The following is a 12,684-nucleotide window of genomic DNA, read 5'->3' on the forward strand; positions in this document are numbered from 1 at the left end:
CCCGGGGATGCCACCCGCCGGTGTGGCCGTCAGACCACCCGACCGCTCGTGACCAGCAGGACGACGTCGATCAGGGCCATGTCGCACAGACCCACGGGCACGAGGTCGGTTGGGCCGCGCTGCCCGGTGCCCGGAACGCGCTGCGCCGCATCGGCCAGGGCGTGGACGTGACCACCTACCTCGGCGAGTACACCCGGGTCCGGCTGGAGCGGGCGCTGCACGGGGTGACCGAGCTGCACCGGCTCGCGCCCGGCGTCGACACCGAGACCTACCACCCGTCGGTGGACGGCGAGCCGGTCCGGGTACGGCTCGGTCTGGCCGACCGGCCGGTGGTGGTCTGCGTGTCCCGCCTGGTGCCGCGCAAGGGGCAGGACATGCTGATCCGCGCGATGCCGGAGATCCGCCGCCGGGTGCCCGACGCGGCGCTGCTGGTCGTCGGCGGTGGCCCCTACCGGGCCGCGCTGGGGAAGCTGGCCCGCCAGGCCGGCGTGGAGCGGGACGTGGTCTTCACCGGCTCGGTGCCCACCGCCGAGCTGCCCGCCCACTACGCGGCGGGCGACGTGTACGCCATGCCGTGCCGCACCCGCAACGGCGGTCTGGACGTGGAGGGGCTGGGCATCGTCTACCTGGAGGCGTCGGCGACCGGCCTGCCGGTGGTGGCCGGCGACTCCGGCGGCGCCCCGGACGCGGTCCGTGAGGGGGAGACCGGCTACGTGGTGCCGGGCCGGGACGTGGCCGCACTCGCCGGGCGGGTGGCGACGCTTCTCGCCGACCGCGACCTCGCCCGTCAGCTCGGCGCGGCCGGGCGGGCGTGGGTCGAGCGCGAGTGGCGCTGGGAAACCCAGGCCAACCGCATGACCACCCTCCTCCGGGCCTGACCTCCCCACCCCCGCCCGGCTCGTCGCAGCGGGGGCGCGGGGTGTGGTCAGGTCAGGCGGGCGAGGATCTGGTCGGCGGGTTCGGGGCGGCCGAAGTGCCAGCCCTGGCCGGCGTCGCAGCCGATCGCGCGGAGTCGCTCGGCCTGGCCGGCGGTCTCCACGCCCTCGGCCGTGACGGTGAGGTCCAGCGCGTGCGCCAGCGACACCAGGGAGGCCAGGATGCGCTCGTCGGCACGGGTCTCCGGCGACCGCAGCCCGGCCACGAACTCCCCGGCCACCTTCAACTCGGTCACCGGCAGGTCCCGCAGGTAGGCGAGGTTGCAGTAACCGGTGCCGAAGTCGTCGATGGCGATCCGTACGCCGAGGTCGGCCAGCATGCGCAGGGCACGGACCGGCTCCGCCGCGGTGCTCATCATGGTGCTCTCGGTGATCTCCAGCTGGAGCCGTTCCGGCGGCAGGCCGGTGCGCGCCAGCAGGGTCCGGACGTCCTGCACGAGACCGGGGCCGTGCACCTGCCGGACGGCCAGGTTGACGCTGACGAACGGCGCGGGGGCACCCGCCGTCGACCAACTGCCCGCCGCCCGGCACGCCTCGGCGAGCACCCAGCCGCCGAGCGGCACGATCAGGCCGGTCTCCTCGGCCAGCGCGATGAAGCTGTCCGGCCGCAGCACGCCCCGCTCGGGATGCCGCCACCGGACCAGCGCCTCCACGCCGAGCACCCGACCGTCGCGCAGCGACGTCAGCGGCTGGTAGTCCAGGTAGAACTCACCCCGGTCGAGGGCCGTGGGGATCGCGGCGGAGAGCGCGTACCGGGCCAGGTCGCGGCGGTCCCGGTCGGCGTCGTACAGCTCCCAACGCCCTCCGCCGGCGGCCTTCGCCCAGTGCAGCGTGCTGTCGGCGGCCCGCATCAGGCCGCCCGGCGACGTGCCGGCGACCTGCCGCTCGACGATGCCGAGGCTCGCCGTGACGGTCAGCTCGTGCGCGTCGATCACGGTCGGCTCCCGCACGGCGGCCAGGGCCGCCTCGGCCACCTCGATCATGTCGCGGGTGCCCGCGCTGCCCTCCACCAGCACCACGAACTCGTCCCCGCCGAGCCGGGCGACCAGGTGCCCGTCGAGGGCGCGGTGGAGCCGGTCGCCGACCGCGCGGAGCAGGGCGTCGCCGACCTGGTGCCCGTGCGAATCGTTGATCACCTTGAACCGGTCCAGGTCCAGGAAGCACAGGCCGACGCGGTCGGCGCCCCGCCCCGGCGCGTTGACCGCCGCGGCGAGCCGCTCGGTGAACAGCGCCCGGTTGGGCAGGTCGGTCAGCGGGTCGTGGGTGGCCTGGTGGCGGAAGCGGGCCTCGCTGTCGCGCAGCGCCCGTTCCGCCTGGGACCGCGCGGTCATCGCCGCCCGCCGGATCGACTCCTGCTCGTCCAGCGTCCGGTCGCGCAACGCGCGGGCGTACCCGGTGGCGACCGCCGCCAGCAGCCGGGCCATCCGGTCCTCGACGTCGTCGGCGACCAGCCCGAGGTCGCGGACCAGGCGCAGTTGCAACACCTCGACGGTACGGCCGAGCCCCTCGGCGGACGCGACGTGCGCGGCCACCAGTTCGGCGCCGACCCGTTGGCCGGCCCGCAGGTCGAACGGCTCGGCCAGCAGCGCCGCCGCCAACCGTTCGGTGAGGCCGTGCAGCAGGGCCTCCAACTGCTCCTGCGTCTGGGGCAGGTAGCTGGTGCCGGCGACCGCCTTGGCCCAGGCGTGGGCGAACGTCCACGCGCCGGACGGCTGTCGTGCCGGGGCGGCCGGTGGCCTGGCCACCGTCGCTCCGGGCCGGTCATCCATCGAGCCGCCCGACGCCGCCGATGAAGGCGGACCGCTCGGCGTCCTCGGCGGCGTCCGTGGACTCCGGGCGCCACTGCGGCACCCACACCACGCCGGGCTCGACCAGCTCGAAGCCGTCGAACAGGGCGGTCAGCTCGCGGCGGCTGCGGATCCACAGCGGATTGTCGGTCCGCCGGTAGACGGCCTCGGCCTCGGCCCGTTCCGCGCCGGGGCGTCCGTCGGCGCTGGCCTGGGAGAGCACCAGCCAGCTCCCCGGCGCCAGAGCGGACCGGAGCGTACGCAGCAGCTCCGCCGGCCGGTCGTCGTCGGAGACGAAGTGCAGCACCGCCACGACCAGCACCGCCACCGGCTGGTCGAAGTCGATCAGCCGGCGTACCTCCGGGTGGGCCAGGATGCGGTCGGCGTGGCGCAGGTCCTCCTGGACGACGGTGGTCCGGTCGTCGCCGTCGAGGAGTTCCCGGCTGTGCGCCACCGCGACCGGGTCGACGTCGACGTAGACCACGCGGGCGTCCGGCGTGGCGCGCTGGGCGATCTCGTGCACGTTCCCGACCGTGGGGATGCCCGATCCGATGTCCAGGAACTGGCGTACGCCCTGGCCGGCGAGGAACTGCACCGCCCGGCGCAGGAAGGCCCGGTTGGCCTGGGCCATCAGGGGCGCCTCCGGCACCGCGGCGACCATGGCCTGCGCAGCCGCCCGGTCCGCGGCGAAGTTGTGCGAGCCGCCGAGGTAGTAGTCGTACATCCGGGCGACGCTGGGGCGCTCGATGTCGATTCCGTCGGGTGCCCACTCCGGACGCTGCATGTGCTCACCCCTTCGCCCAACGCGGAAGCCGCGTCGCCCGGGAGACCATAGCGTGCCTCCGCGCCCGTCGCGTACGCCGGTCGATGAAACGCGACCGCGCCCGCCGAAAGGGCGGGCGCGGTCGGGGAGAACGGTGTCGAGGGTCAGAACTTCGGGGCGTCCGGCGCCTCAAGGAGACCCAGCCGCAGCGCCGTCATCAGCGCCTGCGCCCGGTTGGCCGCGCCGAGCTTCTCGTAGAGCTTCGAGATGTGCGTCTTGGCGGTGGACTCGCTGACGAAGAGCTGCTTGGCGATGCCGGCCACGCTCATGCCGTCGGCGAGCAGCCGCAGGACCTGCCCCTCGCGTGGGGACAGCTGCGGGCCGGACGGCGCGAGCCGGCGCTTCATCGCCTCGGCGAGGTCCGCCGCCGTGAAGGCGCTGGGGGAGGAGGCGGCGTGCCGGGCGGCGGCCACCACCTCGTCAGCCGGCGCGGTCTTCGGCACGAAGGCGCTCGCCCCGGCCTCCAACGCGCCGAAGAGCTGGTCGTCGCCGGCGTACATGGTGAGCACGACGATGCCCATCGAGGCGCTGGACTTGCGCAGCGCCCGAGTGGCCTCCAGGCCGCTGCCGTCGGGCAGCCGCAGGTCCATGATCACCACATCCGGCTGGAGCGCACCGGCCTGGCGTACGCCCTCCGCCGCGGTTGCCGCCTCGCCGACGACCTCGAACTGCCGGTCGCGCTCGAACGCGTGCCGCAGGCCCTTGCGGATCAGGTCGTGATCGTCGACAAGGAGGACCTTGGTGCGGGTGGCCGGTGTCGGACTTGTGGTCATCCTCGGGTTACTCCCCTTCTGCTGCGTCTGCGCTACCGCGCAGGTTATCGCGCCGGGGTGAGGAACCGACCACCACCGCCACGGTCGTGCCGCTCGGGCGCCGCGGCCTGATCTCCAACCGGCCCCGGATACGTTCCGCCCTCTCGGCCATGATCGCAAGACCGTAGTGCCCGTCCGGGCGCTGGTCACCCATCCCGTGACCGTCATCCGACACTTCGATCTGGGCGTACGGGGGGTCCACCTCACAGGTGACCCAGAGGTTCGACGCCCCCGCGTGCTTGCGTGCGTTGGTCACCGCCTCCTGCGCGATGCGCAGGAGTTCGGCCTCGGTGGCGGCGGGCAGCCGGGCGGTGGACTCGTCCAGGGACAGGTGTACGCGCAGGCCGCCGGAGGCGCCGACGGTGCGCGCGTACTCGGCGATCGCGGCGGCCAGGCCGCCGTGCCGGTCCACCTCGCTGCGCAGCTCGAAGAGGCTCAACCGCAGTTCCTGGATCACCCGCGTCACCTCCTGGCGCAGCAGGCGCAGCGACTCCTCGGTCTCGGCGGCGTCGGAGTGCACGGTGGCCAGCGCGTTGTCGATGCCGTAGCCGACCATCACCAGCTCTTGGGCGACCCCGTCGTGGATCTCCCGGGCGAGCCGCTGCCGCTCCTCGTTGGTGGCCAGCGACCGTACCTCGTCGAAGAGCAGCGCCGCCTCCAGCCGCAGCGCCGCCGGGCTGGTCAGGCCGGTCACCCGGGACACCACCGGCGGCGGGTACGCCTGTGCGGCGTCCGCCTCCAGCACCACCAGACCCACCGTGCGGACGCCGGCGACCAGCGGCACGATCAGCGCGGAGACGTCGCTGCCGCGGTGCGTGCGGGACTGTGACCGGGCGGCGGTCTGCGGCTGCTGGCTGGCCCAGGCGTCGGCGATCGCCGAGTCCGCGTCGAGCGTGGTCTCCCAGTCCACCCGGTCCGCGCCGATCTGGGCGAGCACGACCAGCCGGCCGCCGCCACTGGCCGACAGCACGGCACCGCGGTCGGTCGGGGCGACGGTGCGCAGCTCCTCCAGGAGGTGCTCGGAGATGCCGCCCGGGTCGAGGGTGGCGCCGGGCAGCTGGCGGGCGACCGTGCGCAGCTGGGTGAGCAGCCGGGTCGCCTCGGCGTACGGCTGGGGCTTGCCGTCGCCGCGCGCCTGCATCACCCGGTGCAGGGTGCCGGCGGCGTACAGGCCGAGGCCGGCGAGGATCAACCACTGGGCGCACACGGCCAGGTAGCCGATCTCGGTGAGCTGCCGTTCGCCGCCCACCTCGGTGAGGGCTCCCGCCACCAGCAGGGTGGCCGCGGTGACCGCGAGCAGCGCGGTGCCCTCCCGGAACCGGCGGCGCAGCGCGGTGACCGTCACCGGCACCGCCAGGTAGGGCAGCACCGCCGAGGCTCCCAGCCCGCCGATCTCACCGCCGATGGTGGCCACGGCCGCCACCTGGCTGGCGGCCAGCCCGAGCACGACCACCTCGGCGACCCGGCTGAGCGGGCCGAACAGCGGATGCTCGGGTGCCAGGAGGGCGGGCAGGCCCGCCACCCCCAGCAGCGCGATCCACCACAGCTGGGTGACGTCGTGGGTCGCGAACAGGGTCAGGACGGCGACCAGCGCCAGCATGACCACGCGCGCGGCGGTGGCGAGGGGATGCGGGTGTGGCCGGGTGGGCGTCGAGGCGGGCACGTGACGGATCGTAGTCAGCCTCGGTAGATGTCGGCGATTTCCGCCGCGTACGTCTTGTGCACGACCTGCCGCTTGACCTTCAGCGACGGGGTCAGCTCGCCGGTCGCCTCGGTGAAGTCCTGCGGCAGGATCCGGAACACCTTGATCGCCTCGGCCTTGGAGACCGCCTGGTTGGCGGTGTCGACCGCGACCTGGATCTCGGCGCGCAGCCCCTCGTGCTCGCGCAACTTGTCCATCACCGTGTCCGCCGGCAGGCCGGCGGACTCCAGCCACGCCGGCAGCGCCTCCTCGTCGACGGTGACCAGCGCGGCGATGAACGGCTGCCGGTCACCGACGACCACGCACTGGCTGACCAGCGGGTGGGCCCGGACCTGGTCCTCCAGCACGGCCGGGGCGACGTTCTTGCCCCCGGCGGTCACGATGATCTCCTTCTTGCGGCCGGTGATGCTGAGGAAGCCGTCGTCGTCGAGGTGCCCCAGGTCGCCGGTGCGGAACCAGCCGTCGCTGCTGATCGCCTCGGCGGTGGCCGCCTCGTTGCGCCAGTAGCCCTGGAAGATCAGGTCACCGGCGATGAGGATCTCGCCGTCGTCGTCGATCCGGATGGTCACGCCGGGCAGCGGCCGGCCGACGGTGCCGATGCGGGTGCCGGTGGGCAGGTTCGCCGCGGCGGCGGGGGAGGTCTCGGTGAGCCCGTAGCCCTCGCAGATCGTCACTCCGATGCCCCGGAAGAAGTGCCCCAGGCGGGCGCCGAGCGGCGCGCCGCCGGAGATGGCGTCGCGGCAGCGGCCGCCGAGCGCCGCGCGCAGCTTGCGGTAGACCAGCCTGTCGAAGAGCGCGTGCTGCGCGCGCAGCGCCAGGCCGGGACCGGCCGAGGTCTCCAGGGCCTCGCTGTACGCGATGGCGACCGCCTCGGCCCGGGCGAAGATCTTCCCCTTGCCCGCGGCATCGGCCTTCTGCTTCGCGCCGTTGTAGACCTTCTCGAAGACCCGGGGCACCGACAGCACGAAGGTCGGCCGGAACTCCTGCAGCTCGGCGACCAGGTTCTTGGTGTCCGAGCAGTGCGCCATGGTGGCCCGGGCCTGCACGACGCCGATCTGGATGAGCCGGGCGAAGGCGTGCGCCAGCGGCAGGAACAGCAGGGTCGAGGCGCCCTCGCCGAAGAGGTTCGGCAGGACGGGCACCGCGTTGGCGATGTCGGCGTACATGTTGCGGTGGGTCAGCACGCAGCCCTTGGGGCGGCCGGTGGTGCCGCTGGTGTAGATGATGGTGGCGATGTCGCCCGCGTGGACGTCCTTGCGCCGCCGCTCGATCTCCGCCGGCTCGACGGCCGCGCCGGCCGCGACCAGCTCGTCCACGCCACCGAGCTCGATCTGCCAGACGTGCTCCAGGTCGGGAAGCCGGTCCCGGACGCCGGCGACCAGGGTGGCGTGGGCGGTGGACTCGACGACGCAGGCCACCGCGCCGGAGTCGGCGAGGATCCAGGCGGCCTGCTCGGCGCTGGACGTCTCGTAGATCGGCACGGTCACGGCGCCGGCCGCCCAGATCGCGTAGTCGAGCAGGGTCCACTCGTAGCGGGTGCGGCTCATCAACGCCACCCGCGCGCCGGGCTGCACACCGGCGGCGACCAGCCCGCGGGCCACCGCGACCACCTCGTCGCGGAACTGCCGGCAGGTGACCTCGACCGTGGGGCGTCCGTCGGCGTCCGGGCGGACGAACTGCACCGCGTCCGGGGCGACCTCGGCGTTGTCCCAGACCGGGTCGGTGAGGTTGGCCGCGTCGCCGACGGTGACGATCGGCGGGACGGAGAACTCGCGCACCTGCACTCCTCGTGCTCACGACTGACCGGGCCGGCCGCCACCTGGCAGGGGTCGGCTCTGTCGAAACCTACCCGCCCGCCCCGGCGGGGCGAAGAGGCAGGTTGCCCGAGGGCGCCCGGGCGGACTCGCCGGACGGTGCCGGCGGGGGTGGAACCGGCGTGCCGGGGGCGGCGCGGCGCGGGCGTGCCGCCCGCCGGGTAGCCTCCCCCCCATGGCGGACACCTCCACCCAGTCGATCATCATCGGCGCGCCACCGGAACGGGTGGCGGCGGTCATCTGCGACTTCCCGAGCTACCCCGAGTGGACCGACGCGGTGCAACGGGTGGAGGTGGTCGAGGAGTACGAGGACGGCTACGCCAGCCAGGTCCGGTTCGCCATCGACGCCGGCGTGATGGCCGACGAGTACGTGCTGGCCTACGCGTACGCCGAGGATCTCTCCCGGATCGAGTGGCACCTGGTCGCGCCCTCGAAGATGCAGCGCTCCCAGCAGGGTTCGTACGACCTGGAGGCGAACCCGGACGGCACCACGACGGTGACGTACACGCTGGAGGTCGAGCTGTCGGTGGGGATGCTGGGCATGTTTCGCCGAAAGGCCGAGAAAATGATCATGGATACCGCGTTGAAGCAGCTCAAGCGCCGGGTAGAAGCACCCGGTGCGGCGTCGTGACGCGGCCGGCGGCGCGGACGCCACGGTAGAGGAGCCGACCATGGGGGCAACGGATCCGGGTTCGGCCCGGGAAGAAGCGGAGCGGCTCGTCGCCACCCTGCTGGCAACGGCCCGACTGGCCTCGGCCGGTCCGGGCGCCGGCCCGTGGGGTCCGCTCGGTGGGATCGTGGCGAGTGTCCTCGGTCACAGTGCCACCCCGGGTGGGTCGCCGACCGGTTCCGTGGGTGGTTTCGCCACCGGTGCCGCGGAGTGCAGCGTCTGTCCGCTGTGCCGGGCAATGGCGGCATTGCGCGACCCGAGTCCGGAATTCGCCGAGCGGCTGGCCACCGGAGCGGGCGATCTGGCCGCCGGAGTGGCCAGTCTGCTGCGCGCGTTCGCCCCGACGGAGCAACCCCACCACCCGGCGGACGGGCCGGTGAGCGCCGCCCCGGCCGGCGGTGGGGGTGGCGCCGACGATCACGTGTGGCGCGAGGCCACCCGGAGCGGGCATGATTCTCCGTCGGCGCCGGAGCGGGATGTCTGGTCCGCCGCCACACGCGCGGAGGACCGGGTCGAACCGACCGCCGCCGCCCCGCCCGTCGACGACGCCGGGCCGGTCGCCCCGGCCCAGGTCCGGCCGGCGGCCGACCGTCCCGTGGTGCCCGCCTCACGAGCGCCGGGCGGCGCGGACGGGGACGCATCGGGCGACGGAGCCTGACCACCGGACAATCCGACGTCATCCAGGGCCGGTCTCGGCCGGACGTCGGACAGCACAGCAGAGGGGAGTGGCAGCGGTGACGCTGACCATCGGAGTCGACGTCGGTGGCACGAAGGTCGCCGGCGGTGTCGTGGACGAGACCGGCACGGTCCTCGTGCAGGCCCGACGGGACACTCCCGCCGACGACGTGGCCAAGACCCGCGACGTCATCATCGAGCTGGTCAGCGAGCTGTCCGCCGGCCGTACGGTAAACGCCGTCGGTATCGGCGCGGCCGGCTGGATCGACGCGAGTCGGTCCACCGTGCTCTTCGCCCCGAACCTCGCGTGGCGGGACGAACCCCTGCGGGAGTACGTCAGCGCCGCCGTCGGCCTGCCGGTGATCGTGGAGAACGACGGGAACGTCGCCGCGTGGGCCGAGTTCCGCCACGGCGCGGCGCGCGACGCCGACGACTCGATGATCATGTTCACCATCGGCACCGGTGTGGGCGGCGGCATCGTCCTCGGCGGCGAGCTGGTACGCGGTGCCAACGGCATCGCCGCCGAGCTGGGTCACATGCTCACCGTGCCGGACGGGCACCAGTGCGGCTGCGGGCGGCTCGGCTGCATCGAGCAGTACGCCAGCGGCAGCGCCCTGGTCCGCTTCGCGCGGGCCGCCGCCCGGCAGGAGCCGCACCGCGCCACCGCCCTGCTGGAGCTGGCCGGCGGTGAGGCCGAGGCGATCACCGGCCCCATGGTGACCGCCGCCGCGCAGGGCGGCGACCCGGTCTCCGCCGAGGCGTTCGCGCAGGTCGGCCGCTGGCTGGGCACCAGCCTCGCGGACATGGCGCAGATCCTCGACCCGCAGGTGCTCGTGGTCGGCGGTGGCGTGATCGACGCCGGGGACCTGCTCATGGGCCCGACCCGCCGCTCCTTCACCGACGCGCTGGCCCAGCGCAGCCGGCTGCCGGTGGCCGAGATCCGCCCCGCCGAGCTGGGCAACACCGCCGGCGTCATCGGCGCCGCCGATCTGGCCCGCCGGCTGTAGAGCATGGCGGAGCACACCGACGGCGTGCCGCTGCGCGTCGTCTCGTACAACATCCACAGCCAGCGGGACGACACCGCCGCACTGGCGGCGGTGGTCCGCGCGGCGTCGCCCGACGTGGTCATCGTGCAGGAGGGGCCCCGCCGGTTCCTGTGGCGGCAGAAGGCCGCGGCGCTCGCCGAGTCCTTCGGCCTGGTGGTCGCCGCGGGGGGCCTGCCGTCGCTGGGCAACGTCCTGCTGACCAGCCTGCGGGTCCGCGTCACGGCCACCCGGTGCCGGCGCTTCCCGCTGACCCCGGGCCGGCACCTGCGCGGCGCGGCGTACGCGGACTGCGTGGTCGGCCGGGGCGCCCGGTTCACCCTGGCCGGGTCGCACCTGTCCACCGACCCGTCCGAACGCCCCGGTCAGGCCGCGCTGTTCAAGCGGGACCTGGACGCGGCGACGCTGCCGGTGATCGCGGGGGCCGACCTCAACGAGGGCCCGGACTCCCCGGCGTGGGCGACGGTGGCGGCCGGGTTGACCGACGCGGCGGAGGCGATGGACCGGGCCGACCGGCTCACCTTCTCCTGCGCCAACCCCAGCCGGCGCATCGACGCGCTCTTCGTCGACACGCGGATCCGGGTCGTCGACTACGACGTGGTGGACACGCCGCAGACCCGCCGGGCCAGCGACCACTTCCCGGTCCTGGTGGACCTGCTGCTGCCCGCCGACGACTGACCGCGCCGCCCCCGCCGGGCTGGACATCCCGCTCCGATGTGGAGAAGATGCTGCGCGACCGGCACTCGTGCCGCACAAAAGGAGACTCACCGGTGTCCACCTCCCCCGACCACGGCCGGCCCGACCCGGAGACCAGCACGCTCGCCCTGACCCCCGACGGACGCCCGATCGCGGACCGGGGCGACACGGTCTGCGTCATCGGTGCCGGGGCCAGTGGGCTCACCGCGGTGAAGAACCTCAAGGAGCACGGCTTCGGCGTCGACTGCTACGAGCGGGAGACCGGCGTCGGCGGCGCGTGGAACTGGCGACACGACCGGAGCCCCGTGTACGGGAGCACCCACCTGATCTCGTCCCGGCCCTTCACCCAGTTCCCGGACTTCCCGATGCCGGACGACTGGCCGGACTACCCGCACCACAGCCAGGTGCTGGCGTACTTCGAGCGGTACGCCGACCACTTCGACCTGCGCTCGCACATCTGGTTCGGCACCGAGGTGGTCCGGGTGGAGCCGGTGGCCGGCGACCGGTGGGACGTCACCACCCGCAGCACCGGTGGGTACGGCCCGGAACGCACCACCCGGTACGCGGCGGTGGTGATCGCCAACGGCCACAACTGGTCGCCGAAGCTGCCCCGGTACGAGGGGCTGGAGGAGTTTCGGGGCGAGGTCATGCACGCCTCCTCCTACAAGGACCCGGCGCAGCTGCGCGGCAAGCGGGTGCTGGTCGTGGGTGCCGGCAACACCGGCTGCGACATCGCCGTCGAGGCCGCCCAGCAGGCGTCGCACTGCTGGCACTCGACCCGACGGGGCTACTGGTACGCGCCGAAGTACGTCCTCGGCCGCCCCGCCGACCAGGTCAACGACGCGCTGCTCGCGCTGCGGGTGCCGCTGCGGGTGCGGCAGTGGCTCTACCACTGGACGCTGCGGCTGACCGTCGGCGACCTGACCCGTTTCGGCCTGCCCAAGCCGGACCACCGGGTGTACGAGACCCACCCGATCGCCAACAGCCAGCTCGTCTACTACGTCGGCCACGGCGAGATCACCCCGGTGCCGGACGTGGCCCGCTTCCACCCGTACGCGGTCGAACTCTCCGACGGCCGCGAGGTCGACCCGGAGCTGGTCGTCTTCGCCACCGGCTACCTGCCCCGCTTCGAGTTCCTCGACCCGAAGATCATCGGTGACGACGGCGGCGCCGGCCGCCCGACGCTGTGGCTCAACGCGTTCGCGCCCGGCCATCCCACCCTCGCGGTGGCCGGTCTGGTGCAGCCGGACTCCGGCATCTTCACGCTCTCGCACTGGCAGACGGTGCTCTTCGCCCGGCTGCTGCGGCTGCGGCGTACCCGGCCGGACCGGGCCGCGGCCTTCGCCGCGAAGGTCGAGGGGCACGCCGGTGAGCGTTACTCCGGTCAGGTCAAGGACAGCAGCCGGCACTGGTTCGAGGTCGGCCACGCCGACTACCTGCGCGCCGTCCAGCGCGCCCTGCACGACCTGGAGGGTAAGTGACCACCGTTTCTCCTCAGGTGCGGATCATGCGCGGCCGGGAGTGGGCCCGCCCGGTCCGTCCGGTCCGGCGCGAGGTGCTCAGCGCGGTGCCGGAGCTGGAGGAGGGGCGTCCGCCGCTGCTCTTCGTACCGGGTTTCGGGCACGGGGCGTGGGCGTTCGCCGAGCACTGGTTGGGTCACGCCGCGTCGCGGGGCTTCGGCGCGCACGCGGTGAGCCTGCGCGGGCACGGCGGCAGCGGCCCCGCGC

Annotated in this window: 11 protein-coding genes and 1 pseudogene; 7 read left to right on the forward strand and 5 right to left on the reverse strand. The window is 73.9% G+C overall.

The genetic code is table 11. The features are described 5' to 3' along the window. The coding region (locus AB0I76_RS11735; protein ID WP_357033586.1) for a glycosyltransferase family 4 protein at nt 1–878 on the forward strand (878 nt) is incomplete at its 5' end. A 47-nt stretch (nt 879–925) separates the two neighbouring features. Here the strand turns inward: AB0I76_RS11735 and AB0I76_RS11740 are convergent. From AB0I76_RS11740 to AB0I76_RS11760, 5 genes are all read right to left on the reverse strand, one after another. Beyond that, nucleotides 926–2,704: a bifunctional diguanylate cyclase/phosphodiesterase gene (locus tag AB0I76_RS11740; protein WP_357033589.1), complete on the reverse strand. Its 1,779-nt coding sequence runs from the start codon at nt 2,702–2,704 to the stop codon at nt 926–928. After that, on the reverse strand, nt 2,697–3,506 hold the full coding sequence (locus AB0I76_RS11745) for an SAM-dependent methyltransferase (RefSeq protein ID WP_357033591.1): 810 nt from the start codon (nt 3,504–3,506) through the stop codon (nt 2,697–2,699). Before AB0I76_RS11745 ends, AB0I76_RS11740 begins: the two co-directional genes overlap by 8 nt. Before the next feature lie 143 nt (nt 3,507–3,649). After that, on the reverse strand, nt 3,650–4,318 hold the full coding sequence (locus AB0I76_RS11750) for a response regulator transcription factor (RefSeq protein ID WP_007072219.1): 669 nt from the start codon (nt 4,316–4,318) through the stop codon (nt 3,650–3,652). Nucleotides 4,319–4,325: 7 nt separating this feature from the next. Next, complete coding sequence (locus tag AB0I76_RS11755) at nt 4,326–6,020, reverse strand: GAF domain-containing sensor histidine kinase (RefSeq protein ID WP_357033593.1); 1,695 nt, start codon at nt 6,018–6,020, stop codon at nt 4,326–4,328. Between the two features lie 14 nt (nt 6,021–6,034). Beyond that, entirely contained in the window at nt 6,035–7,837 is a 1,803-nt protein-coding gene (locus tag AB0I76_RS11760; RefSeq protein ID WP_357033595.1) for an AMP-binding protein, read from the reverse strand. A gap of 211 nt (nt 7,838–8,048) precedes the next feature. Between AB0I76_RS11760 and AB0I76_RS11765 the strand changes: the two genes are divergently transcribed. From AB0I76_RS11765 to AB0I76_RS11790, 6 genes and pseudogenes are all read left to right on the forward strand, one after another. Beyond that, nucleotides 8,049–8,504: an SRPBCC family protein gene (locus AB0I76_RS11765; RefSeq protein ID WP_357033597.1), complete on the forward strand. Its 456-nt coding sequence runs from the start codon at nt 8,049–8,051 to the stop codon at nt 8,502–8,504. 40 nt (nt 8,505–8,544) lie between these two features. After that, complete coding sequence (locus tag AB0I76_RS11770; protein ID WP_357033599.1) at nt 8,545–9,201, forward strand: hypothetical protein; 657 nt, start codon at nt 8,545–8,547, stop codon at nt 9,199–9,201. Nucleotides 9,202–9,277: 76 nt separating this feature from the next. Continuing rightward, the gene (locus AB0I76_RS11775) at nt 9,278–10,225 is read left to right on the forward strand and encodes an ROK family glucokinase (protein ID WP_357033601.1); all 948 of its coding nucleotides are present in this window, start codon (nt 9,278–9,280) and stop codon (nt 10,223–10,225) included. 3 nt (nt 10,226–10,228) lie between these two features. Continuing rightward, a complete protein-coding gene (locus tag AB0I76_RS11780) occupies nt 10,229–10,939 on the forward strand; it encodes an endonuclease/exonuclease/phosphatase family protein (protein ID WP_357033603.1) in 711 nt (236 codons plus the stop codon). Between the two features lie 92 nt (nt 10,940–11,031). Next, the gene (locus AB0I76_RS11785; RefSeq protein ID WP_357033605.1) at nt 11,032–12,438 is read left to right on the forward strand and encodes an NAD(P)-binding domain-containing protein; all 1,407 of its coding nucleotides are present in this window, start codon (nt 11,032–11,034) and stop codon (nt 12,436–12,438) included. Nucleotides 12,439–12,464: 26 nt separating this feature from the next. Beyond that, nucleotides 12,465–12,684, forward strand: a pseudogene (locus AB0I76_RS11790) (alpha/beta hydrolase); the annotation flags it as partial.

The organism is Micromonospora sp. NPDC049799 (assembly GCF_040656655.1).
GTDB lineage: Bacteria > Actinomycetota > Actinomycetes > Mycobacteriales > Micromonosporaceae > Micromonospora.